The sequence below is a fragment of the Pelomonas sp. CA6 genome (assembly GCF_022549225.1).
Lineage (GTDB): Bacteria > Pseudomonadota > Gammaproteobacteria > Burkholderiales > Burkholderiaceae_C > Roseateles.
This window is the reverse complement of sequence record NZ_JAKZFD010000007.1, coordinates 127,873-149,755: the sequence shown is the minus strand read 5'-3', so window position 1 is coordinate 149,755 and position 21,883 is coordinate 127,873. Positions and strand designations below refer to the sequence as shown.

Below are 21,883 nucleotides of genomic sequence, written 5' to 3'. Positions count from 1 at the left end.
GATGCCCGCCATGTTCAACATCGTCCTCGTCCACCCCGAGATCCCACCCAACACCGGCAACGTGATCCGCCTGGCCGCCAACACCGGTTGCAGCCTGCACCTCATCGAGCCGCTGGGCTTTTCGATGGAAGACCGGCTGCTGCAGCGCGCCGGGCTGGACTACCACGAGTACGCCGAAGTGCGTCGCCACGCGGGCTGGGAGCCCTTCCTGGCGCAGGCCAGCCCCGATCCCGCGCGCATGTTCGCGTTCACCACGCACGGCAGCCGGCTGCTGCCCGAGGTGGGCCTGAAGCCAGGCGACTGGCTGGTGTTCGGTTGCGAGACGGCCGGATTGCCGCCGGCGCTGCGCGAGCGCTTCCCGCTCGAGCAGCGCGTGCGCCTGCCGATGCGCGCGGGCCAGCGCAGCCTGAACCTGAGCAATGCGGTGGCGGTTTCGGTCTTCGAAGGCTGGCGCCAGAACGGCTACGCCGGCGGGACCTGACTCACTCGGGCTGGATCTTCAGCCGGCGTATCAGCTGCCCCCAGCGCTGGCGCTCCTCGCGCATCAGCGTGTCCAGCGCCTGCGGCACGGTGCCCGCGGCGCTGAAGTACAGCGGCAGCAGGCGCTGGCGGAAGCCCTCGCTCTTGACGATGGCCACCACCTCGGTCGCTAGGCGCTGCACGATGGCCGGCGGCGTGCCGGCCGGCACCAGCAAGGCCTGCCAGGAGGTGGCTTCGAAACCCGGGTAACCGGCCTCCGCCATCGTCGGTAGTTCGGGCCACGCGGCGAGCCGGCCGGCGCTGCTCAGCGCCAGCGCGCGCAGCCGGCCCGCGCGCACCTGGGGCATGGCGGCCGCCGGCACCATGAAGCCGGCTTGCACCTGGCTGCCCAGCATGGCCTGCGCCACCTGCACAAAGCCGGCATAGGGCACATGGGTCATCTGCAGCCCGGCGCGGGCGAGGAAGTCCTCCATCGCCAGATGCGCGGCGCTGCCGTTGCCCACGCTGCCGTAAAACAGCGGCCGCGACCGGGCGACGCGCACCAAATCGGCGACGCTGCCCACGCCCAGCGCCGGATCCACGACCAACACATTGGGCGAACTGGCGATGAGGCTCACCGCCGCCAGCTCGCGCTGCGGGTCATAGGGCAGGGACTTGCTCAGCAGCGGCGCGGTGACCAGCGGCCCCTGGATGGTGAAGAGCAGCGTGTAGCCGTCGGGCCTGGCCTTGGCGACCACGCCGGTGCCGATGTTGCCGCCGGCGCCGGGTCGGTTGTCCACGATCACCGGCTGCCCCAGCCGCTGCACCAGCGGCTCGGCCAGCGCCCGCGCCACCAGATCGGGCGAACTGCCGCCGGGAAAGGGCACCACCAGACGGACCGGCCGATCCGGCCAGACTCCGCCCGCCCGCGCCAACGGCGCGGCCGGCAGCAGCACCGAGCCCAGCAACGCGCGCCGGCTCAGCACGGATTCACCATTCGGCGCGGGCCTGGCGGCCCATCAGCGCATCCATCGCGGCCAGCGGGCTCAGCCGCCCTTCCAGCACCTCCACCACCGCGGCGGTGATGGGCATGTCCACGCCCAAGCCGCGCGCGCGCTGCAGCACCGTCGCGGCGCTGTACACGCCCTCGGCCACATGGCCCAGGCGCTGCAGGATCTGCGGCAGGTCCAGGCCTTCGGCCAGCATCAGCCCGACGCGCCGGTTGCGCGACAGATCGCCCGTGGCCGTCAGCACCAGATCACCCAGACCGGCCAAACCCAGCAGAGTCTCGGTCTTGCCGCCCAGCGCCAGCGCGAGGCGCTGCATTTCGGCCAGGCCGCGGGTGATCAGCGCGGCACGTGCGTTGAGCCCGGGGCCGGCCTGCCCGCGCGACTCGGCCGCCAGGCGCAGGCCATCGCCAATGCCCACGGCGATTGCCATCACGTTCTTGACCGCGCCGCCCACCTCCACGCCCACCGGATCGCCGGAGCTGTACACACGCAGCCGCTCGCTGTGAAAAGCTTGCACCCCGAGCTGGGCCAGCGCCGGATCGCCCGACGCCGACACCAGCGCGGTCGGCTGCCCAGCCGCGACCTCCTGCGCAAAACTGGGCCCGGAGAGCACACCGGTCGCCAGATGCGGCACCAGCTCGCGGGCGATCTCGTGGCCCAGCCGCCCGGTGCCCGCCTCGAAGCCCTTGCACAGCCACAGCGCGCGCGATCCCGCGGGCAGCCGGCCGAGCATCTCGCGCAGCGCCGCCATCGGCGTGCCGATCACGATCAGGCCCTCGCGCCCATGGGCCAGCGCCTGGTCCAGGTCGCTGCTCACGTGCAGCGTGTCGGGCAGCGCCGCCTCGGGCAGGTAGCGCTCGTTGCGCCGCGAGGCCTGCATGCGCGCGGCCTGGTCGGCATCGCGCGCCCACAGCAGCGTCTCGTGGCGGGCGCTCGCGGCCACGGCCAGGGCCGTGCCCCAGGCGCCCGCACCCAGCACGCTGACTTTCACGTCAGTTCAGGCTCAGTTGGGCTGGGCGGCGTCGCCGCCCATGGCCTCGCGCTGAGCCTGCTGGGCTTCGAACATGGCCTGGAAATTGACCTCGGTCAGCAGCACCGGCGGGAAGCCGGCGCGCGTGCAGACGTCGGACACGACGGCGCGCAGATAGGGGTAGATCATCTGCGGGCAGACGATGCCCAGGATGCCTTCCAGCTGCTCGTTGGGCAGATTGCGGATCTCGAAGATGCCGGCCTGCTTGGCCTCGATCAGGAACAGGGTCTTGTCGGCGATCTTGGTCGTCACCGTCCCGGTCACGCAGACCTCGAACACGCCTTCCGCCACGCTTTCGGCCGACAGTGCCAGATTGATGTCCACCTGGGGCTGGCTCTGGTCCAGCAGGATCTGCGGCGAGTTGGGCTGCTCCAGCGACAGGTCCTTCAGGTACATGCGCTGAATCTGGAACACGGGGGTATTGCTCTCGTCGGCCATGGTGTCTTGTCCAAAATGAAGAAAGCCCGCCAGCGGCGGGCCGCGGCGGGCATTATGACCGAAGGGGCCGTGGCCACCCGGGCCTGCGTCAAGCCCCGTTCAACAGGGTTTGCAGGCCACCGCGCTGGTCCAGCGCGATCAGGTCGTCGCAGCCGCCCACATGGGTCTCCCCGATGAAGATCTGGGGCACGGTGCGCCGGCCGGTCAGCGTGATCATCGCGTCGCGCTGCTCCGGGTCCAGGTCGACGCGGATCTCCTCGATCTGCTCGACCCCGCGTTGCTTCAGCAGGCTCTTGGCCCGCACGCAGTAGGGGCAGACCTGGGTGGTGTACATCTTCACGGCGCGCATCGCCACATCTCCAAAAACAAAACTCGCGACCGGCAGGCGGTCGATTGGGTCCAGGCCTGATCAGGCGTTGGACTTCTCCACCGGCAGCCCGGCCTCGCGCCAGGCCTTCAGACCGCCCTGCAGCACGACGGCCTTCTCGTAGCCGGCTTTTTGAAGGATGCCAGCGGCGCGCGCGGCGCGTGCACCGCTCTGGCACACCACCACCAGCGGCAGGGCCTTGTTGGACGGCAGTTGCTTGTGCCCCTCGCTTGAGGTGGAGAGCGCGGCCAGCGGCAGATTGCGCGCGCCGACCACATGGCCCTCGGCAAATTCATTGGGCTCGCAGACGTCGATCACGACCCCCTTCTCGCGGTTGATCAGGCGCACGGCTTCGGCCGAGCCCACGCCGCCGCTGCGGCCTCGGCCGGCGGATCCCCACAGCAGCATGCCGCCGGACACCAGGGCCGCGAGCACCAGATACCAGTTGTCGATCAGAAACTTCAAAGCAGTCCGCCCGGTTCAAAAAGGTGGGCGATTATAAAATTGGCGCCGACCTCCGCGTCCCGTTGCTGGAACGCCCTCATTTTCCCCTCTCTTCCTCACCTCACCCATGTACAAGCTCGTGCTCATTCGCCACGGCGAATCGACCTGGAATCTGGAGAACCGTTTCACCGGCTGGACCGATGTCGACCTGACCCCCACGGGCGTCGAACAAGCCAAGACCGCCGGACGCCTGCTGAAGGAAGCGGGCCTGGATTTCGACCTGGCCTACACCTCGGTGCTCAAGCGCGCGATCTGGACGCTGTGGCACTGCCTGGACCAGATGGACCGCCAGTGGCTGCCGGTGCACAACAGCTGGCGCCTCAACGAGCGCCACTACGGCGCGCTGCAAGGGCTGAACAAGGCCGACATGGCCAAGCAGTACGGCGACGAGCAGGTGCTGGTCTGGCGCCGCAGCTACGACACCCCGCCGCCCGCGCTGGAGCCCAGCGATCCGCGCAGCGAGCGCAGCGACATCCGCTATGCCCAGCTGCAGCCCGAGCAGGTGCCGCTGACCGAATGCCTGAAGGACACGGTCGCGCGCGTGCTGCCCTTCTGGAACGAGCAGATCGCGCCGACCATACGCTCCGGCAAGCGCGTGCTGATCGCGGCGCATGGCAACAGCATCCGCGCCCTGGTCAAGTACCTGGACCACATTGCCGACGACGCCATCGTGGGTGTCAACATCCCCAACGGCATCCCGCTGGTCTACGAGCTGGATGCCGAACTCAAGCCGATCAAGAGCTACTACCTGGGCGACCCCGAGGCCGCCGCCAAGGCCGCGGCTGCCGTGGCCAGCCAGGGCAAGGCCTGACCCCGGCGCCAGGCCGGACCATCGCCACAACGCCATGCCCCGCCTGGCCGCCAATCTGAGCCTGCTGTACACCCCGCTGCCGTTCGCGGCCCGCTTCGAAGCGGCCGCCCGCGACGGCTTCGACTGGGTGGAATGCCAGTTCCCCTATGAGCTGACCGCCGCCGACGCGGCCCGCGCGCTGCATGGCGCCAGGCTGCGCATGGCGCTGATCAATGCGCCGGCCGGCGACTGGAGCAGCGGCGAGCGCGGCCTGGCCGCGCTGCCCGGCCGCGAAGTCGAATTCCGCGCCGCGCTGGACACGGCGCGGCGCTATGCCGACGCGCTGCAGTGTCCGCGGGTGCACCTGCTCTCGGGCATCGCGGAACTGCAAGGCCAGGCCCTGACCACGCTGCGCGCCAACCTGCGCTGGGCCTGCGCCGCCGCGCAAGACCTGACCCTGTGCATCGAGCCCATCAACCGGGGCGACTTCCCCGGCTATGCGCTGCACCGCCAGCAACAGGCCCTGGACCTGATCGCCGAAATCGGCGCCCCCAATCTGAAACTGCAGTTCGACGCCTACCACTGCCAGGTCGCCGAGGGCGACGTCACGCGGCGGCTGGACCGCGCGCTGGACCTGGGTGTACTGGGCCATGTGCAGGTGGCCGCCGCGCCCTCGCGCCGCGAACCCGACGAAGGCGAGCTGCGCGTCGAGCACCTGCTGGAGCATCTGGACGCACGCGGCTGGAGCGGCGTCGTCGGCTGCGAGTACCGGCCGCGCGGTGACACCTCGGCGGGGCTGGCCTGGGCGCGGCGCTGGCTGCGGCCGGGCGTGGCCTAGCGTCGCCCCTTGGCGTGGCGCTCGAACTTGCGCCAATACTGGAACTCGTCCTCATGGACCTCCAGGTCCAGCTCGGCCACGCGCTGCTGCAGCCGCTCCTGCACTTCAGCCACCGCGCGGTTGTAGACCGCCGGGCCGATCTCCTCCAGGAAGAAACCCAGCAGCGCGCCGGCCGCGACGTTGCCAATGGGCTCGTCCATGTTCTCGCGGAAATAGCGCTCGATCGACGCGATCGCCTGGGCGCGGACATCCTTGGGCAGTTCGATGGGCATGGTGGACTCAGGAAAATGGCCATGGCGGCACCCGCACAGTGTCTGACGAATTGGCCGGCCACGTCCGACGGGTCTTGCGCCCTGCGCCCCCGCGCGACGGCACAGGCCGGCTTCCATGGCAACATCGTCCGACGCATCGACTCGTCCGCCCATGAACTCGCTGGAACTCCGCATCCCGCCGCTCGCCCTGGTCCTGCTGTTTGCCTTCGCGATGGCCTTGCTGGCCTGGCTGTTGCCGGGCGTCGCCATGGCCCGGCCCGGCTGGGCCCTGGCCGCGGTGGCGGCCTTGCCGGCCCTGGCCGGCGCCGGCTTCGCGCTGGCCGGCGTCATGGCCTTCCGCCGCGCCCACACCACGGTCAACCCGATGACGCCGGGGTCCTCGTCGTCCGTCGTGACGACGGGCGTCTACCGCTGGAGCCGCAACCCGATGTACGTCGGCTTTCTGCTGGTGTTGGCCGGTTGGGCCATCTTCCTCGGGCATCCGGTCGCGGCGCTGCTGCTGCCGCTCTTCGTCACCACCATGAACCGCGTGCAGATCGTGCCGGAAGAACGAGTGCTGCAGGCCAAGTTCGGTCCGGCCTACGCCGACTACCGGCGGCGGGTGCGGCGCTGGCTGTGAAGCGGCCAGCACCGCCGCGACGCGCGAACACCTAGGCGCCGGCCCAGTCGGCCAGCGCGCGCGCCAGCAGCGGCGCCACGCAGACCGCGTTGCTCTCGTGCGGCACGGCGTTGCTGCTCCAGACATGGCGCACGCCGGCGGCGCGCAGCGCCGGCAGCGCGTCGCCATTGAACAAGGCATGGGTCACCGCGACATCCACGCTGCGGGCGCCGCGCGCCAGGGCCTCGACGGCCGAACCGATCAGCGTGCGGCCGGTGGACGCCATGTCGTCCAGCAGCACGACGGCGCGGCCGTCCACCGCCACCTCGGGAAAGCTCAGGCGCACCTCGCGGTCGCCATGGCGGACCTTGCGGCCCACACCATGGTCCAGCCCGCCGGCGCGCGCGGCCTCGGCCACCCACTGGCCGGACTCCTCGTCCGGCCCGATCAGCACCGCGCCCGGCACGCGCTGCGCGATCCACTCGCCCAGCAGCGCCGCGGCGGACAGCGCCACGCCCTGGCCGGCCGGCATCACCTCGTCCAGACTGGCGATGCGGTGCAGATGCGGGTCGATGGTCAGAACGCGGTCGAACTGCGTGGCCAGCAGCGCGGCGATGTGGCGCTGGCTCACCGCCTCGCCGGGCGTGAATTCCATGTCCTGGCGCATATAAGCCAGGTAGGGGCTGACCAGCAGCAGCTCGCGCGCACCCCAGGCGCGGGCGGCGGGCGCGGCGATCAGCAGCTCGACCAGGCGGTCGTTGGGCTGGTGCTGCAGGCCGCGCAGCAGCAGCACGCGCGGCGGCAGGGGCTTGGGCAGCACCAGGCGGGTTTCGCCGTCGGGGAAACGGTGGCGGCGGATCAGCGCCAGCGGCAGCCCCAGCGCGTCGGCCAGCGCCTGCGCCAACGGCTGCTCATCATCAAAGGCCAGCACCTGCATTGCCGTCATCCTTGCTGCGGCAGCTCGGCCGCGATCAGTTCCGCCACATGCTCGACCAGCGCGCGGCGGTCGGCATGGGCCGTGCCCTGCGCAGCGAGCACCTGCACGCGCACCGCCAGCTCGCGCGCGCTGAGAATGCGCCACATGCTTTCCAGCAGCGTCATCTGGCCGATGAACTGGGCCGCCTCGCTGTAGTCGCGGCCGGGTTGGTGCCAACGCAGCACCACCGGCTGCAGCGGCACCTCGGTGCTGATCGCCGCCTGCAGCAGATTGCCGTGCATGGGCAGCAGCGGCCAGCCCGGCCCGGTCGTGCCCTCCGGGAAGACGGCCACGGTGTCACCCTCGGTCAGCGCCGCGGCCATCTGGTGCACCACGCGCAGCGCGTCACGCTTGCTGGCGCGCTCGATGTAGAGCGTGCCCACCGCGCTGACCAGGGTGCCGACCAGGGGCCAGTCCTTGACCGAGGCCTTGGAGACGAAGCGCGCCTCCGGCAGCACCGCGTGCATCGCCGCGATGTCAAGCCACGACACGTGGTTGGCCACCAGCAGCTTGGCGCCGGGCCGGCCCTGGCCCACGACCTCCAGCCGCACGCCCAGCACACGAAGCAGCTGGCCCGACCACCAGCGCACGCGGGCCTGGCGGCCCGCCGCGTTCAGCGCGGGCCAGCGCAGCCAGACGATCAGCAGCCCGTGCAGCACATGCAGCAGCAGGCGTCCCAGGCGCCACAGCGCGATCAGCGTGCGCATGGCCGGATCGCTCAGGCGGCCCGGGCCTGCTGGGCCTCGTAGGCCACCTGCCCCGCCACCACGGTGCAGCGCACGCGGCCCGGCAGCTCGAAGCCGGTGATCTCGAACGCGAAGGGCGTGTGCTTGCCCTGGCTGAGCAACTGGTCCGGCGTCACCGCCCAGCGCGCCTGCGCGTCGAACACGCAGACATCCGCCACCCCGCCCTCGACCAGGCGTCCGGCGCTGGCCGACAGCGAGCCCAGCGCGCCGCCCAACACCTTCACGGGCCGGTCGGTGATGGTGGACAGGCTCTGCGCGAGCGCCAGCCCCTGGTCCTCGCCCCAGCGCAACGCCAGGCTGAGCAGCAGCTCCAGGCCGGTGGCACCGGGCGTGGCCTCGGCGAAGGGCAAGGCCTTCTCGTCGGTGCCCACCGGCATGTGGTCGCTGACCAGCGCGTCCAGCGTGCCGTCGGCCAGGCCCTGGCGCAGCGCGTCGCGGTCGCGCTGCTGGCGCAGCGGCGGCGCGAGGCGCATCGCCGGGTTGAAGTAACCGATGTCCACGTCGCTGAGGTGCAAGGAGTTGATGGACACGTCCGCGGTGACCGGCAGGCCCTCGCGCTTGGCCTGGCGCACCAGCTCGACGCCGGCGGCGCTGCTGATGCGGCACAGGTGGACGCGCGCGCCGGTGGCGCGCACCAGCTCGAAGATGGTGTGCAGCGCCACGGTCTCGGCGGCCACCGGCTCGCCGGACAGCCCCAGCCGCGTCGCCACCGCGCCGCTGGCGGCCACGCCGCCCGACAGCCAGGGGTCACGCGCATGCAGCCACAGCGCATAGCCGAAGCTGGCCGCGTACTGCATCGAACGCAGCAGGACCTGGGTGTTTTTCACCGGCACCTGGGCCTGCGAGAAGCCCACGCAGCCGGCCTCGGTCAGCTCGGCCATCTCGGTCAGCGCCTCGCCGTCCAGGCCGCGCGTCAGCGCCCCGAGCGGGAAGAGCCGGCAGCGGCTCAGCTTGCGGGCGCGGAACTTGAGCATCTCCACCAGGCCCGGCTCGTCCAGCGCCGGATCGGTGTCCGGCGGGCAGACCAGGCTGGTCACACCGCCCGCGGCGGCCGCGGCCAGCTCGCTCTCCAGCATGCCCTCGTGCTCATGGCCGGGCTCGCGCAGCCGCGCGGCCAGGTCCACCAGCCCCGGCGCGACGACCAGCCCGCGGGCGTCGATCTCGCGATCGGCGCCGAAGTCGCGCACCTCGCCCAGGCCCACGATGCGGCCGGCCGCGATCGCCAGGTCGCCCTGGCGGTCCAGCCCGCTGGCCGGATCAATCAGCCGGCCGTTCTTGATCAGGATCTTCATGCTTCGTTCCCCGCGAGGATGGACATCACGGCCATGCGCACCGCGATGCCGAAGGTGACCTGGGGCAGGATCACGCTGTGCTGGCCATCGGCCACGCTGGAGGCGATCTCCACGCCGCGGTTGATCGGCCCCGGATGCATCACGATGGCATCGGGCTTGGCGAGCGCCAGCTTCTCCGGCGTCAGGCCGAAGCTCTTGAAATACTCGCCGGCGCTGGGCAGCATCGCGCCGCTCATGCGCTCGTTCTGCAGGCGCAGCATGATGATGACGTCGGCATCCCGCACGCCCTCGGCCATGTCATGGCAGACGCGCACGCCCATCTCGCGCAGATCGCCCGGCACCAGGGTCTTGGGGCCGACGGCGCGGATCTCCGGCACGCCCAAAGTGGACAGCGCATGGATGTCGGAGCGCGCCACGCGCGAATGCACGATGTCGCCCACGATCGCCACCGTCAGCTGGGTGAAGTCCTTCTTGTAGTGGCGGATGGTGTACATGTCCAGCAACCCCTGCGTCGGGTGGGCGTGGCGCCCGTCACCGGCGTTGACCACATGCACATGCGGCGCGCAGTGCTGCGCGATCAGGTAGGGCGCGCCGCTCTCGCTGTGGCGCACGACGAACATGTCGGCATGCATGGCCGACAGGTTGGCCACCGTGTCCAGCAGGGTTTCGCCCTTGGCGGTGGAGGAGCGCGCGATGTCCAGGTTGATCACGTCCGCCGAGAGCCGCTTGGCGGCGATCTCGAAGGTGGTGCGGGTGCGCGTGCTGTTCTCGAAGAACAGGTTGAACACCGATTTGCCGCGCAGCAGCGGCACCTTCTTCACCTCGCGGTCGTTGACCGACAGAAACGTGCCCGCGGTGTCGAGGATCTGGTGGATGACCGCGCGCGGCAGGCCTTCGGTGGAGAGCAGGTGGATCAGCTCGCCATGCTTGTTCAGCTGGGGGTTGCGTTTGGAAAGCACCTCAATCCCCTTTCAGGTCAAAAGAGAAGCGGCCGTCCGCCGCCTTGGCCAGGCGCAGGCGCTGTTCGGCCGACAGCGACACGCGCGCGGCCGAGAAGGCCGGCTCGATCGGCAGCTGGCGCCCGCCGCGGTCCACCAGCACCGCCAGCGTCACGCTGGCCGGTCGGCCGAAGTCGAACAGTTCGTTGATCACCGCGCGCGTGGTGCGGCCGGTGTAGAGCACGTCGTCGATCAGCAGGATGTGCCGGCCTTCGATCGCGAAGGGCAGCTTGGTGTGGTCGGCGCTGGCGTTCATGCCCTTGGAGCCGAAATCGTCGCGGTGCAGCGCGCTGGAGATCACGCCGTGCTGGCCCGGCAGTGCCAGGTCTTGCTGCAGGCGTTCGGCCAGCCAGGCGCCGCCGGACCAGATGCCCACCAGCGCGGTGTCGGGCTGCAGCAGACGCTGCACGCCGCGTTTCAGGTCGGCGTAGAGCGCCTCGGCGTCGAGTAAGAGGGTGCTCATGGGGACTCCTGTGAAGACGAAGGCGCGGCGGGCGTCCCGGCCGCGCCTTCGCGGAAGAATTGCTCAAGGATCAGCACCGCGCTGGCCGCGTCCAGGTCGCGCGCGCCCGAGGCGGCCGCCTCCACGCTGGTGTAGCGCTCGTCCACCTCGTGCACCGGCAGCCGGTAGCGGCCGCGCAACTGGCCGGCGAAGCGCAGCGCACGCTGCGTCATCTCGTGCGGATTGCCGTCGGGGTGGCGCGGCACGCCCACCACCAGCGCATCGGGCTGCCATTCGCGGATCAGCGCGGCGATGGCCTCGAAGCGCGCGTCGCCCTGCAGCGTGATCGTGCGCAGCCCCTGTGCCGTGCCCAGCATGCGGTTGCCCTTGGCCACGCCGAGGCGCTTGGTGCCAAAGTCGAACGCCAGAAAGGACACAGGAGCCGGATGGGTCATGGTGCCTCCGGCCGGATTCATGCGTGCCCGGCCTCCTGGCTGAGCATGCGCGGATCGATGCCCAGCAGGGCCAGGGCCTGGTCGTAGCGCTGGTCGATCGGCGTGTCGAAGATGATCTCGGCCTTGGCGTCGACGGTGATCCAGCCGTTGCGGCCGATCTCTTCTTCCAGCTGTCCGGCGGCCCAGCCGCAATAGCCCAGCGTCACCAGCAGCCGCTTGGGTCCGGCGCCGTGCGACAGCGCCTCCAGCACGTCGCGGCTGGTGGTCATCTCCAGCCCGCCCGGCACGGCCAGCGTCGCGTTGTAGTGCTTGCCCTCGGCGTCCAGCGGCTCGTGCAGCACGAAGCCGCGCTCGGTCTGCACCGGGCCGCCGAAGAACACCGGCCGCGCGGCCAGCTCCTCGTCGGGCAGGTTCAGGTCCACCTTCTCGAAGAGATGGCCCAGGGTCAGCGAGATCGGCCGGTTGATCACCAGCCCCAGCGCACCGCGCTCGTTGTGCTCGCACAGATAGACCACGGTGCCCGCAAAGGTCTCGTCCGTCATGCCGGGCATGGCGATCAGGAACTGATTGGTCAAATCGATGCGGTCCTTGGACATGCGGGCATTCTATTTCACGCACACTTGCGCCCCATGAACATGACCGCCTCCTCCAGCGCGCTGGTCTGGTTCCGGCGCGACCTGCGCGCCGACGACCATGCGGCGCTGCACCATGCCCTGCGGCAGCACGCGCGCGTGTATTGCGCCTTCGTGCTGGACCGCGACATCCTGGACGCCCTGCCGCGCGCCGACCGCCGCGTGGTTTTCATCCTGCAGTCGCTGGCCGACCTGGATGCCCAGCTCGCCGCGCTGGCCCCCGGGGCCGGCCTGCTGGTGCGCCACGCCCGCGCGCGCGAAGCCATCCCGCAGCTGGCCGCCGAGCTGGGCGTGCAGGCGCTGTACTACAACCACGACGACGAGCCGGCCGCGCTGCTGCGCGACGCCGAGGTCGGCGCGCTGCTGCGCAGTCGCGGCCTGGCGGTGCACAGCTTCAAGGACCATGTGGTCTTCGAGCGCGACGAGGTCCTGAGCGCCAGTGCCCAGCCCTACGGCGTATTCACGCCCTACAAAAACGCCTGGCTGCGCAAGGTCGACGGCTTTTACCTGTCCTCCTACCCGGTGCGCCGCCATGCCGGCGCGCTGGCGCCGCTGACGCCGGCCCAGCGCCGTCCGCTGCCCGACGCGGAGCAGATCGGCTTTGAGGCGCTGACGCTGGCCGCCCCGCTGAACGGCGGCAGCCGCGCCGGGCAGGCGCTGTTCGAGGACTTTCTCGCCCGCATCGACCGCTACGACCGCCAGCGCGACTTCCCGGCGCTGAAGGGCCCCAGCTACCTGAGCCCGCATCTGCGCTTCGGCACGCTGTCGATACGCCGGCTGGCGCGCGAGGCCTGGCAGCGCGCGCAGGCCGGCGAGCGCGGCGCCGAGGTCTGGCTGTCCGAACTGATCTGGCGCGACTTCTATCACCAGGTGCTGTTCCACCATCCGCGCGTGGTCAGCCAGGCCTTCCGCCCCGAGTACGACCGCATCGAATGGGAGCGGGGCCCGCAGGCCGAGGCCCTGTTCCAGGCCTGGTGCCAGGGGCGCACCGGCTACCCGCTGGTGGACGCGGCGATGCGCCAGCTCAACCAGACCGGCTACATGCACAACCGGCTGCGCATGGTGACGGCCAGCTTCCTCTGCAAGGACCTGGGGCTGGACTGGCGCCGCGGCGAGGCCTACTTCGCCGAGCAGCTGCTGGACTTCGACCTCGCCGCCAACAACGGCGGCTGGCAATGGGCCAGCTCCAGCGGCTGTGACGCCCAGCCCTATTTCCGCATCTTCAACCCGGTCACGCAGAGCGAGAAGTTCGATCCCGAAGGCCGCTTCATCCAGCGCTACCTGCCGGAGCTGGCCGCGCTGCCCACGCCGCGCATCCACGCCCCCTGGACCGCCGGCGCGCTGGAGCTGGCGGCCTGCGGCGTGCAGCTGGGGCGCGACTACCCGGCGCCCATCGTCGCCCATGACGAGGCGCGTCAGCGCACGCTGGCGCGCTACGCGGTCGTGAAGACGCGCGCCATTGGCGACTAGGCGCCGCCGCCCAGCCGCGCCGGCCCGTCGCCTTCCTGCCAGCGGTCCAGCAGTTCGCGGTGCTGATGCGCCCACGGCGCCAGGCCTTCACCGTCACCGCCCAGCGCGCGGGCCAGGAAGCGGGCGGTGAGCGCCTGGGTCGCGGCCTTGACGCGCGGGTTCAGCACCGCGCCGCCCGTCCCCATGCGGTCGGTGAAGATGCTGTGCGAACCGCCAGCGAACACCACCAGCGTCTTGTCCGCGCCGCTGCGCAGCGCGGTGGCGGCGTAGAGCTCCAGGCGGTCCGCCATGTCGGAGTGATAGCCGGGCACCGTGATCACATCGCCGGTCGCGGTGATGTGCAGCGTGGGCACGGCCACGTCGGCCAGGATGGGCTTCATGTCGCCCAGGCCGTAGAACGGCGGCGCGGAGATCAGGATGGCGGCCTTGTAACGCGGGTCGCGCAGCAGCGGCAGTTGCGCCTCGGTCACGCCCTCGGGCCGCGCGCCGATCAGCAGCAGGCTGGTGTTCGCGCCATAGGAATGACCGGCGACGGCGATGCGCGCCGCGTCGATGGGCAGCAGACCCGAGGCCAGCAGCCGGTCCAGCGCATGGCGCATGTCTTGCGCGCGGGCCAGCGCCTCCTGCTGGCGCGCGGCCTCCTGCAGCCGCATCACCAGCGCCACCGGATTGCCGCCCCAGAGCTGTCGGTCGCTGCCCACATGCTGGACGTGCAGCACCGCATAGCCCTGGGACGCCCAGTGGCGGCCCAGATAGCTGTAGCCGCGGCGCGAGCCCCCCAGGCCATGCGAGAACACGACCAGCGGCCAACCAGCGGCCGGCGCCTGGCCCTGGGGCTGGTAGAGCCGCACCGGCACGCGGCGGCCGCGCGCCTCGTCCAGCCAGTCGAACTCGCGCCATTCGCAGGCGCAGGCGGCGTCCTGCTGGGCCTCGGTCAGCGTCGGCGACTCGCGCGCCCAGTCCGGCGTGCGCGCGGCGCAGCCGGCCAGCACCAGCAGGGGCGGCAACAGCAGCCAGACCGCGCTGCGGCGCAACCCGCCCTGAAACGGCAGCCGTCGAACGAGCAAACGGGAAAGAAAACGGAACCAGCGCGTGGCCATGCGAACTCCCGCGCCCCGCTCCGCCGGGCGCCCCACGGGAGCTTACCCCGACCGGCGCCACAACCGGCGCCGCGCGTAATGCCCCCTGACGGGATCAGAACAGCTCGACCTCGCTGGCCTGCGCGGCTTCCTGCATCACGCCCTGGGCCACCAGCTCGGCATGGCTGCAGACCAGGTTGCGGCCCTGGCCCTTGGCGTGATAGACCGCCTTGTCGGCGCGGTCGAAGGCCACCGCAGGCGAATCGCCGCCGCGGATCTCGGTGAAGCCCACGCTCACCGTGATCTGGCCCACCTGCGGGAAGTTGTAATGCTCGACGTTGGCGCGGAAACGCTCGAAGGCATGGGCCGCGTCGTGCTCGTCCTCGCAGCGCATCAGCACGACGAACTCCTCGCCGCCGAAGCGGTAGAGCAGATCGTTGAAGCGGAAGCTGCTGCGCATCAGCCGCGACAGCAGCAACAGCACCTCGTCGCCGATCAGGTGGCCGAAGCGGTCGTTGATGGACTTGAAGTGATCGATGTCGATCACGCCGATGAAGTAGCGCGGCGGGCGCGCCGACGGATGGCGCCGCCCATCGGCCGGCGGCGGCGATGCCGGCGTCACCGGTACCTCGCTGACCGCCTTCAGGAAGCTCTCGTCGAAGGTCTTGCGGTTGAGCAGGCCGGTCAGCGTGTCGCGCTCGCTGTAGTCCAGCAGGCCCTGGAAGTTGTGATAGATGCGCAGCACGCTGCTGACCATGCGCCGCGAGGACTCGCGAAGCCGGCTGCCCGTGTACACCTCCAGCACGCCGACCACCTCGCGGTCGGTGACCAGCGGGAACAGCGTGACCCAGGCGCCGCCACCGTCGCGCACCTGCAGCACGGTGCGCTGGCGCAGGCACTCCAGCCGGCGCGGGTGGTCGTCCACGCGCGGCAGCATCTGCAGGTCCACCCAGACCGAGTCCGCGCTGGCCACGACCTCGTCGCCGCGCAGCCGGGCACGGGTGAGCCAGCGCTGCTCGCCGGGCTCGCCCACGCAGCGGTAGATCGCGATGGAGCGCGGCATCAGCAGGTCGCGCAGCGCCGAGACCAGGGTGACGTCCATGACGTCCCTGTCGCGGAAACCGGTCAGCTCGGCAAGATGGTCGACAACGCCGGACATGGTGGGTGGTGGAGGGTCAGAGGCCGGTCGCGGGTTCGAGCCGGCGCTGCGCAGTGTATCGGCCGATCAATGACAGAAGCGTATCCTCGTCATAGGGCTTTCCGAGGTAATCGTTCACGCCAAGCTGTGCTGCGTACTCGCGGTGCTTCTGTGCGATACGCGACGTGATCATGATCACCGGCAGCCCGGCCAGGCGCGCGTCGGCCCGCATGTTGCGGACCAGGTCGAAGCCGTCCATGCGCGGCATCTCGATGTCCGACAGCACGACGCCGGGCAGTTCGTCGCCGGCCAGCCGTTCCATCGCGTCCAGGCCGTCCTTGGCCAGCAGCACGCGGTAGCCCTCGCGCTCCAGCAGGCGCTGGGTGACGCGGCGCACGGTCAGCGAATCGTCGACCACCATCACCAGCGGCGCGAGCGGCACCTCGGCGGCCTGCTCGACCACGGGCAGCGCCTGGCGCTGCATGCGCTGCTGCGCGGTCGCGCCGTAGCGGTTGGCCAGCGCCACCGGGTTGTAGATCAGCGCCACCTCGCCCGACGCGAGCAGGCTGATGCCGGCCAGCCCGGGCACCTGCATCAGCTGCGGCCCCAGGTTCTTGACCACGACTTCCTGGTTGCCCAGCACCTCGTCCACATGCAGCGCCAGGCGCTGCTGGCCGCTGTGGACCAGCGCCACCGGCAGCGTGCGGCCCTGCACGACGCCGCGGTCGCTGTCATGCATCAGCCCGCCCAGCCAGTAGAAGGGCAGCGCCTCGCCGCCCAGGGTCAGGCGTCCATCGGCATAGGCCTGCTCCAGCCGCTCGGCCGGCACGCGCTGCACCGACAGCATCAGGCTGGCCGGCACCGCGACCTTGCGCTCGCCATAGCGCAGCACGACCACCTGGGTCAGCGCCGTCGTCAGCGGCACGCGCAGCTCGAAGCTGGCGCCCTGCCCCGGCTCCGAGCGGGTCAGCACATAGCCGCCCAGGGTGTTGACCTCGGAGCGCACCACATCCATGCCCACGCCGCGGCCGGCCATTTCAGTCAGCGCGTCGGCGGTGGTGAAGCCGGGCGCGAAGATCAGCTCCATCAGCCGCGCCTCGTCGACCGCCTCGCCGGGCTGCAGCAGCCCCTGGGCCTGCGCGCGCGCACGGATGCGCGCCAGGTCCAGGCCCGCGCCGTCGTCGGCGAAGCGCATCAGCACCTCGTTGCCCTCCTGCGCCAGGCTCAGCGTGATGCGGCCCTGCGCCGGCTTGCCGGCCTGCGCGCGCTGCTCGGGCGGCTCGATGCCGTGGACCACGCTGTTGCGCAGCAGGTGCTCGAAGGCGCCGGTCAGGCGCTCCAGCACGCTGCGGTCCAGTTCGATGCCACCGCCGAGGATCTCCAGCTGCACCTGGCGGCCGCTTTCGCGCGCCGCCTGGCGTACCACGCGGTGCAGGCGTTCGCCCAGGCTGGCGTCGAACTCCACCATGCGCGTGCGCAGCAGGTCGTCCTGCAGCTCGCGATTGAGCCGCGCCTGTGCCGCCAGTTCGTCTTCGCCGGTCTGCAGGTTGCGCTGCAGGCCGCGCTGCACGGTCGCCACGTCGTTGACCGATTCGGCCAGCATGCGGGTCAGTTCCTGGAAGCGCGTGTAGCGGTCGAATTCCAGCGGGTCGAAGTCCTTGCCCGCTTGCTGGGCCGCCTCCTGGCGCGCCGCGATGCGGGCCTCGGCCTGCAGCTCCAGTTCGCGCAGCTGGGTGCGCAGGCGGTCCAGGTTGTCGTCCAGGTCCAGCAGCGCGCCCTTCATCTGCGCCAGCTCGGACTCCAGCCGCGAGCGCCGCACGCTGACTTCGCCGGACAGCGCCGCCATGCGTTCCAGCAGGCTGCTGCGCACGCGCACCTGGGCCTGCAGCGCCAGCGGCGCGGCCTCGGGCACCTCGGGCGGGCGCTGGTCGGAGAAGCGCGACCAGTCCACCTGCGGCGCCTGCCCGGCGTCCGCTGCGGCGACGGACGCGACCGGCTCGGCAGCCGCCTCGGCCAGCGGTTGCGCGGGCGCGGGCTCCGCCACCCGGGCCGGGGCTTCGGGCGGGGTCTCGGGCTCGGCCATGGCGTCCACCGCGGCTGGCGCATGCGCAGGCGCGGCCTCGACCGGCGCCACCGAGGGTTCGCGCCAACGCTGCCGCAGCTGCTCGAAGGCCTGCTCCAGCGCGTCGGCCTCGTCTTGCAGCGCATGGATGCGCGACGACTCGGCGCCGCCGCCCAGCAGACGCTCGACCGCCGATTCCAGACGGTGGGCCTGCTCGCCCAGCTTCATCGCGCCGGCCAGGCGGGCGCCGCCCTTGAAGGTGTGCAGCGCACGCAAGGTGGCGCCCGGCGCGGCCGTGTCCTCGGGCGCGCCGGCCCATTCGCGCAGCGAGGCGTGCAGTTGGCGCAGCAGCTCGCGCGCCTCCTCGTCGAAGATGGGGAACAGTTCGGGTTCGATGTCGTCGGGCTGGTCGGGCGCGAAGTCCTCGTCCGGCAGCGCGCCGGCCGCGTCCATCATCGAATCGGGCTCGCTGCGCCGCGGCGCGTCGACCGGCGGATAGGCCTGCAGCTGCGCCAGCAAGGCCGCGTCGGCCGGCTTCAGGAAACCGGCGGCGAACTGGTGCAGCAGGCGGCGGATGTCGTCGGAGGCCTGCAGGAAGAGCTGCGTGTCCGGCTCGGCCAGGTGCAGCGAGCGGCCCAACGCCAGCTCCAGCGCGCGCGCCAGATGCGACAGATCCTCGAAGCCCACGGTGGCGGCGCTACCGGCCAGGCCATGCGCCAGGCTCTCGGCCTCCAGCGGCATCTCGCTGCCCGGCGCGTCCACCCATTCGGCCAGGCCGACATTGAGCCGGCGCGACAACTCGTCGGCCTCGTTGAGGAAGATGTTGAACAGCGCGATGCTGACCCGCAGCGGGCCGATGTGCTTGTAGCCTTCATCGCCGGCCTCGGCGACGGGCTCCTCATCGAACACGGGCTCGGCCGGCGCGCGGAATTCCAGATCAGTGCCACCGACCAGCGCCAGCGCGGGAGCCGGCGCCCCGGGCGCCGGAGGCTCGTCCATCTCGGCGGCCTGCGCATCGGGCATGGCCTGCGCGTCGGCAGCCGGCGGCATGGGCGCGGGGAGTTCGGCGGGCTCGTCCAGCTCCCCCACGTCACCGAGCTCAGCAACCTCGGTAACCTCCGCCACCTCGATCAGCTCGGTCAGCGCCTCGGGCTGCAACGCGGGCAGCGAGGCATCGGCATCCTCGGCCACGGCCGGGCCGTCGCCGCGGCTGAGCTGCGCCTCATCGCCGTCGCCCAGGTCCAGCTTCAGCTCGATCTCGGGAAGCTCGAAGGCGACAGCGGCGGGCGCCGCGCTCGCATGCAACGGCCCCAGTGCCGTGTCCGCCAGCGGCAGCAGGCCATCCAGCGCGGCGTCGGGCTGCGCCGGCTCGGCGCCGGCCAAGGGCGGCTCGGCCGGTTCCGGCAACAGCAGCTCGAAGTCAGGAGCCGGCTCCGGCAGCGATTCGGACGGCAGCGGCTCGGCGCCGGGAATCGACACCAGCCCGACTTCGCCCAGCTCGATGACCTCGCCCAGTTCGGGCAGCTCGGCCGTCAACTCCGGCACCTCCGCCGTCAGCTCCGGCGGTTCCGCGCGCGGCGGCTCGGCCAGATCCAGCGTCAGCGTCGGTACCTCATCGACGTCTGCCGCGGCCTCGGTCTCGGTCTCGGGCTCAGCCTCGGCATGAATTTCGGGCACGGCCCCAGCGTCGAGGCCCGCCGGCGGCGCCACCGCAGCGGCCGGTGCCGCCGTCGCGTCGCGACGGCCCAGGCGCAGCGCATCGGCGGCCTGGCGCAGCGGCGCGGACGCATGGGCATGCGGCGCGCGTGCCGCAATCGCTTCCGCCCAGGCGGCCAGTTCGTCCAGCGCCTCGGCGGTGAAGCGGCGCAGCGCCGCATCGGCCTGCGCATCGGACTCGGCCAGGCGGGCGTTGTACAGCTGTTCGCAGGCCCAGGCGGCTTCGCCGAAGTCCTGCAGCCCCACCATGCGCGAGCTGCCCTTGAGCGTGTGGAAGGCACGGCGCACTGTGGTCAGCGCCTCGCGGTCGGCGGGCGCGTGGTTCAGCGTCGCCAGGCCATCACGGGCGGTCGCGACGACCTCGGCCGCTTCCTCCAGGAAGATGCCCAGCATCTCCTCGTCGACCGCCTCCGGCGCATGCGGCACCGGCGCACTGGCGGCGACCGGCGGCGGCGCGAGGGGCGCGCTGGCCTGCAGGAAGTCCTGCAGCGGCTGCGCCACGGCCGCCATGTCCTGCGACGGCGGCCCCGCCTCGGATCCCGCCGCGGGCGTCGCGGCGACATCCAGGTTTCCGCCGGACGCGGCCTGCGGGCTTTCGCCCAGCAGCCGCTGGGCCTGCTGGGCCGCGGCGGCGAGCGCCGGCTCGTCGGCGGCGCGGGCCTGCTGCGACAGGCGCTCCAGGTCGCGGGCCAGTTCCTCCGGCTGCGCCTGGCCCTGGGCCAGGGCCTGGGCGGTGGCCTGCACCTGGGCCATCAGGCCCGGCGTCGCGGCGGCCTCGTCGGGTACCGGCGCGCTGCGCCGGCTCTCGCGGCCCACCAGGGACTGCAGCAGGCCGCTGTCCTCGTCGAACTGGAACATGCGCTTGGCCAGCTGCGGCTGGACGCTGAGCATGTCGATCAGAAAGCCCAGCGCGCCCAGGTTGTTGGCCAGGCGGTCGAACTGGGTGCGCGGCCCCGGCAGGCTGGGGTCGACTTCGGTGCTGGCCAGCTCGTCGACCTGGTCGCGCATGCGCAGCGCGGCCTGGGCGGCCTGGTTCAGGCCCAGCACGGTGAACACGCCGCGCATGGCCTGCAGCTGGCCCGGCACCGGAATCAGCTTCTCGCGCTCGGCGGGCTGGCGGAAATACTCGTCGACCTGGCGCTCGATCTCCGACAGGCTGGCGCGCAGCTCGTGCACCACCGAGCCCAGCGTCTGGCGATCGGCAACGCGCCGGTAGAGCTCCTCCATCCAGGTTTCCAGTGCCGCGCTGGACTCGCCATGCGACACCGCCTCGATGCGCCGCGCCAGGCCAACGACGCGCTGCGCCTGCTCGGGCTGGTCGAAGGCCTCATCGTCCAGCGCCGCCTCGATGTAGAGCAGGCTGGTGGCGATCTCCATCGCCAGGTCGGGCGCGGGCGGACGGCCCGAGCGCAGCGTCGCAACGACCGCGCGGCGCAGGCTCTCGCCCAGCACCTCGCCGCTGGGGAACAGGCGCAGCAGCGAATCGGCCACATTGGCGAACTGCTCGTCCATGCCGGCCAGGCGGTGCGTCTCACCCTCGGCCGCCGAGCCCCAGGATTCCTTGGCCAGCGCCACGCGACGGCGCGCCTGTGCCACCCAGCCGGGGTCGATGCGGCCCAGGCTGTCGTCTTCGTAGTCGCCGCCCGCCGCGTCCAGCTCGTAGACGCGGCGCACGCTCATCAAGCGCGGCGCCTGGGCCTGCTGGGCGGGCGCCGGCTCGTGGGCCTGGGCACAGAAGAACAGCAGGTCCTTGGCCAGGCGGTCGGGCACGGCGGCGTCCGCGCCGGCCCGCAGCTGCGCGAGCAGGCGCGAACCCAGGCGCTTGACCAGGGTGTCGGTGCGCAGCAGGTCCAGGGCCTGGGCCTCGAACAGCGCCGCCGCCAGCTGCCACAGCGTGCGCGCCTGGTGCTGCATCTGCGTGCGCGCCAGGCCGGCGCACAGATCGCTGAGCAATCGGGCCTGGGCCGGCGCGGGCGTGCGCATCTGGCGCAGCAGCGTGGCCTCGAAGGGCGCGCGCACCTGCTCGGCACTCAGCGCGCGCGCACTGCCGTCCAGCGGCAGCTCGCGCCACTGCCACGGATGCTCCCACAGGTCGGCCGGATGGATGCGCTCCGCGCCGTTGATCTCCTGCACGCGGCGGTAGGCCGGGAACAGCGACAGCGAGGCCGGCGCGGCACCGGCCAGCGCCTTGGCGATGTAGGACAGCACGGCAAAACCGGCACGCTCGATGGCCTCGACCTCGCCGCCATTCAGGGAAGCGGGCGCCGCCGCGAGGCGCAGCAACGACTGCTCGGCGGCACGCAGCAGCTGCGAGGCCGCGGGCAGGCCCACCACGCTCAGCACGCCGCCGGCCTGGTGCATCTGGGCCGCGGCCGATTGCAGCAGCGGTCCCGCCGCGACGTCGCCACCCGATTCGGCACCGCGCCCATCCGCGTCGCGCAGCAGCCGGCGCAGCGACTTGTGCACCGATTCCAGCGTCCGGCGCAGCTCCTCCTGCACCCAGGCCAGCGGGCTCAGATCGGCCGGAAACTCGGATTCACGCGTGAGGTCCATGCTGTGCACTGCCTGTTG

General features: G+C 71.6%; 21 protein-coding genes. 5 read left to right on the top strand and 16 right to left on the bottom strand.

Translation table 11 applies throughout. The features are described from left to right. Positions 1-10 precede the first annotated feature (10 nt). Complete coding sequence (locus LZ017_RS13355; protein ID WP_241397323.1) at positions 11-481, top strand: tRNA (cytidine(34)-2'-O)-methyltransferase; 471 nt, start codon at positions 11-13, stop codon at positions 479-481. Position 482: 1 nt separating this feature from the next. Here the strand turns inward: LZ017_RS13355 and LZ017_RS13350 are convergent, their stop codons facing one another. From LZ017_RS13350 to LZ017_RS13330, 5 genes are all read right to left on the bottom strand, one after another. Further along, entirely contained in the window at positions 483-1,445 is a 963-nt protein-coding gene (locus LZ017_RS13350; RefSeq protein ID WP_241397322.1) for a tripartite tricarboxylate transporter substrate binding protein, read from the bottom strand. Between the two features lie 4 nt (positions 1,446-1,449). Then, entirely contained in the window at positions 1,450-2,460 is a 1,011-nt protein-coding gene (locus LZ017_RS13345; protein WP_241397321.1) for an NAD(P)H-dependent glycerol-3-phosphate dehydrogenase, read from the bottom strand. A gap of 12 nt (positions 2,461-2,472) precedes the next feature. Continuing rightward, on the bottom strand, positions 2,473-2,937 hold the full coding sequence (gene secB / locus LZ017_RS13340; protein ID WP_241397320.1) for a protein-export chaperone SecB: 465 nt from the start codon (positions 2,935-2,937) through the stop codon (positions 2,473-2,475). Between the two features lie 88 nt (positions 2,938-3,025). Then, positions 3,026-3,286 carry a glutaredoxin 3 gene (gene grxC / locus LZ017_RS13335; RefSeq protein WP_241397319.1) on the bottom strand — a complete coding sequence of 87 codons (261 nt, stop codon included), beginning with the start codon at positions 3,284-3,286 and terminating at the stop codon, positions 3,026-3,028. 60 nt (positions 3,287-3,346) lie between these two features. Beyond that, positions 3,347-3,769, bottom strand: coding sequence for a rhodanese-like domain-containing protein (locus LZ017_RS13330; protein ID WP_241397318.1), 423 nt, complete (start codon positions 3,767-3,769; stop codon positions 3,347-3,349). 106 nt (positions 3,770-3,875) lie between these two features. Here LZ017_RS13330 and gpmA point away from each other — a divergent pair, with 106 nt between their 5' ends. Together gpmA and LZ017_RS13320 are read left to right on the top strand one after the other, a co-directional pair. Then, a complete protein-coding gene (gene gpmA / locus LZ017_RS13325) occupies positions 3,876-4,619 on the top strand; it encodes a 2,3-diphosphoglycerate-dependent phosphoglycerate mutase (protein ID WP_241397317.1) in 744 nt (247 codons plus the stop codon). A 34-nt stretch (positions 4,620-4,653) separates the two neighbouring features. Further along, entirely contained in the window at positions 4,654-5,436 is a 783-nt protein-coding gene (locus LZ017_RS13320) for a hydroxypyruvate isomerase family protein (protein WP_241397316.1), read from the top strand. Here the strand turns inward: LZ017_RS13320 and LZ017_RS13315 are convergent. Then, positions 5,433-5,708: a DUF2164 domain-containing protein gene (locus tag LZ017_RS13315; protein WP_241397315.1), complete on the bottom strand. Its 276-nt coding sequence runs from the start codon at positions 5,706-5,708 to the stop codon at positions 5,433-5,435. The two genes, LZ017_RS13320 and LZ017_RS13315, sit on opposite strands and share 4 nt — an antisense overlap. 115 nt (positions 5,709-5,823) lie before the next feature. Here LZ017_RS13315 and LZ017_RS13310 point away from each other — a divergent pair, with 115 nt between their 5' ends. Continuing rightward, on the top strand, positions 5,824-6,327 hold the full coding sequence (locus tag LZ017_RS13310; RefSeq protein ID WP_241397314.1) for an isoprenylcysteine carboxylmethyltransferase family protein: 504 nt from the start codon (positions 5,824-5,826) through the stop codon (positions 6,325-6,327). Between the two features lie 31 nt (positions 6,328-6,358). Here the strand turns inward: LZ017_RS13310 and LZ017_RS13305 are convergent, their stop codons facing one another. The 7 genes from LZ017_RS13305 to LZ017_RS13275 are packed head-to-tail and all read right to left on the bottom strand — an operon-like array spanning position 6,359 to position 11,811. Continuing rightward, positions 6,359-7,252, bottom strand: coding sequence for a ribose-phosphate diphosphokinase (locus tag LZ017_RS13305; RefSeq protein ID WP_241397313.1), 894 nt, complete (start codon positions 7,250-7,252; stop codon positions 6,359-6,361). After that, complete coding sequence (locus tag LZ017_RS13300) at positions 7,249-7,989, bottom strand: 1-acyl-sn-glycerol-3-phosphate acyltransferase (protein ID WP_241397312.1); 741 nt, start codon at positions 7,987-7,989, stop codon at positions 7,249-7,251. The genes LZ017_RS13305 and LZ017_RS13300 overlap by 4 nt, the downstream gene beginning before the upstream one ends. 11 nt (positions 7,990-8,000) lie before the next feature. After that, on the bottom strand, positions 8,001-9,320 hold the full coding sequence (locus LZ017_RS13295) for a dihydroorotase (RefSeq protein WP_241397311.1): 1,320 nt from the start codon (positions 9,318-9,320) through the stop codon (positions 8,001-8,003). Then, entirely contained in the window at positions 9,317-10,279 is a 963-nt protein-coding gene (locus LZ017_RS13290) for an aspartate carbamoyltransferase catalytic subunit (protein ID WP_241397310.1), read from the bottom strand. Before LZ017_RS13290 ends, LZ017_RS13295 begins: the two co-directional genes overlap by 4 nt. Position 10,280: 1 nt before the next feature. Beyond that, positions 10,281-10,781, bottom strand: a complete 501-nt coding sequence (gene pyrR / locus LZ017_RS13285) for a bifunctional pyr operon transcriptional regulator/uracil phosphoribosyltransferase PyrR (RefSeq protein ID WP_241397309.1) — start codon at positions 10,779-10,781, stop codon at positions 10,281-10,283. Further along, positions 10,778-11,236, bottom strand: coding sequence for a Holliday junction resolvase RuvX (gene ruvX / locus LZ017_RS13280; RefSeq protein ID WP_241397308.1), 459 nt, complete (start codon positions 11,234-11,236; stop codon positions 10,778-10,780). Before ruvX ends, pyrR begins: the two co-directional genes overlap by 4 nt. After that, complete coding sequence (locus tag LZ017_RS13275) at positions 11,233-11,811, bottom strand: YqgE/AlgH family protein (protein WP_241397307.1); 579 nt, start codon at positions 11,809-11,811, stop codon at positions 11,233-11,235. Before LZ017_RS13275 ends, ruvX begins: the two co-directional genes overlap by 4 nt. 33 nt (positions 11,812-11,844) lie before the next feature. Between LZ017_RS13275 and LZ017_RS13270 the strand changes: the two genes are divergently transcribed. Next, positions 11,845-13,317: a deoxyribodipyrimidine photo-lyase gene (locus tag LZ017_RS13270; RefSeq protein ID WP_374109919.1), complete on the top strand. Its 1,473-nt coding sequence runs from the start codon at positions 11,845-11,847 to the stop codon at positions 13,315-13,317. On the opposite strand, the gene LZ017_RS13265 is transcribed toward LZ017_RS13270, so the two are convergent. The 3 genes from LZ017_RS13265 to LZ017_RS13255 all read right to left on the bottom strand — a co-directional run bounded on the left by LZ017_RS13265 (position 13,314) and on the right by LZ017_RS13255 (position 21,865). After that, complete coding sequence (locus LZ017_RS13265; protein ID WP_241397306.1) at positions 13,314-14,417, bottom strand: hypothetical protein; 1,104 nt, start codon at positions 14,415-14,417, stop codon at positions 13,314-13,316. The two genes, LZ017_RS13270 and LZ017_RS13265, sit on opposite strands and share 4 nt — an antisense overlap. Positions 14,418-14,511: 94 nt before the next feature. After that, positions 14,512-15,555: a GGDEF domain-containing protein gene (locus LZ017_RS13260; RefSeq protein ID WP_241397305.1), complete on the bottom strand. Its 1,044-nt coding sequence runs from the start codon at positions 15,553-15,555 to the stop codon at positions 14,512-14,514. A gap of 16 nt (positions 15,556-15,571) precedes the next feature. Continuing rightward, positions 15,572-21,865, bottom strand: a complete 6,294-nt coding sequence (locus tag LZ017_RS13255) for an Hpt domain-containing protein (RefSeq protein WP_241397304.1) — start codon at positions 21,863-21,865, stop codon at positions 15,572-15,574. Positions 21,866-21,883: the final 18 nt, after the last annotated feature.

Excerpts from the sequence above, each read along its gene's own strand:
- grxC (WP_241397319.1), bottom strand. The coding sequence starts at position 3,286 with ATGCGCGCCGTGAAGATGTACACCACCCAGGTCTGCCCCTACTGCGTG.
- LZ017_RS13260 (WP_241397305.1), bottom strand. The coding sequence starts at position 15,555 with ATGTCCGGCGTTGTCGACCATCTTGCCGAGCTGACCGGTTTCCGCGAC.
- LZ017_RS13355 (WP_241397323.1), top strand. The coding sequence starts at position 11 with ATGTTCAACATCGTCCTCGTCCACCCCGAGATCCCACCCAACACCGGC.
- LZ017_RS13310 (WP_241397314.1), top strand. The coding sequence starts at position 5,824 with ATGGCAACATCGTCCGACGCATCGACTCGTCCGCCCATGAACTCGCTG.
- gpmA (WP_241397317.1), top strand. The coding sequence starts at position 3,876 with ATGTACAAGCTCGTGCTCATTCGCCACGGCGAATCGACCTGGAATCTG.
- LZ017_RS13275 (WP_241397307.1), bottom strand. The coding sequence starts at position 11,811 with ATGTCCAAGGACCGCATCGATTTGACCAATCAGTTCCTGATCGCCATG.
- secB (WP_241397320.1), bottom strand. The coding sequence starts at position 2,937 with ATGGCCGACGAGAGCAATACCCCCGTGTTCCAGATTCAGCGCATGTAC.
- LZ017_RS13305 (WP_241397313.1), bottom strand. The coding sequence starts at position 7,252 with ATGACGGCAATGCAGGTGCTGGCCTTTGATGATGAGCAGCCGTTGGCG.
- LZ017_RS13300 (WP_241397312.1), bottom strand. The coding sequence starts at position 7,989 with ATGCGCACGCTGATCGCGCTGTGGCGCCTGGGACGCCTGCTGCTGCAT.
- LZ017_RS13315 (WP_241397315.1), bottom strand. The coding sequence starts at position 5,708 with ATGCCCATCGAACTGCCCAAGGATGTCCGCGCCCAGGCGATCGCGTCG.
- ruvX (WP_241397308.1), bottom strand. The coding sequence starts at position 11,236 with ATGAATCCGGCCGGAGGCACCATGACCCATCCGGCTCCTGTGTCCTTT.
- LZ017_RS13295 (WP_241397311.1), bottom strand. The coding sequence starts at position 9,320 with ATGAAGATCCTGATCAAGAACGGCCGGCTGATTGATCCGGCCAGCGGG.
- pyrR (WP_241397309.1), bottom strand. The coding sequence starts at position 10,781 with ATGAGCACCCTCTTACTCGACGCCGAGGCGCTCTACGCCGACCTGAAA.
- LZ017_RS13320 (WP_241397316.1), top strand. The coding sequence starts at position 4,654 with ATGCCCCGCCTGGCCGCCAATCTGAGCCTGCTGTACACCCCGCTGCCG.
- LZ017_RS13265 (WP_241397306.1), bottom strand. The coding sequence starts at position 14,417 with ATGGCCACGCGCTGGTTCCGTTTTCTTTCCCGTTTGCTCGTTCGACGG.
- LZ017_RS13270 (WP_374109919.1), top strand. The coding sequence starts at position 11,845 with ATGAACATGACCGCCTCCTCCAGCGCGCTGGTCTGGTTCCGGCGCGAC.
- LZ017_RS13255 (WP_241397304.1), bottom strand. The coding sequence starts at position 21,865 with ATGGACCTCACGCGTGAATCCGAGTTTCCGGCCGATCTGAGCCCGCTG.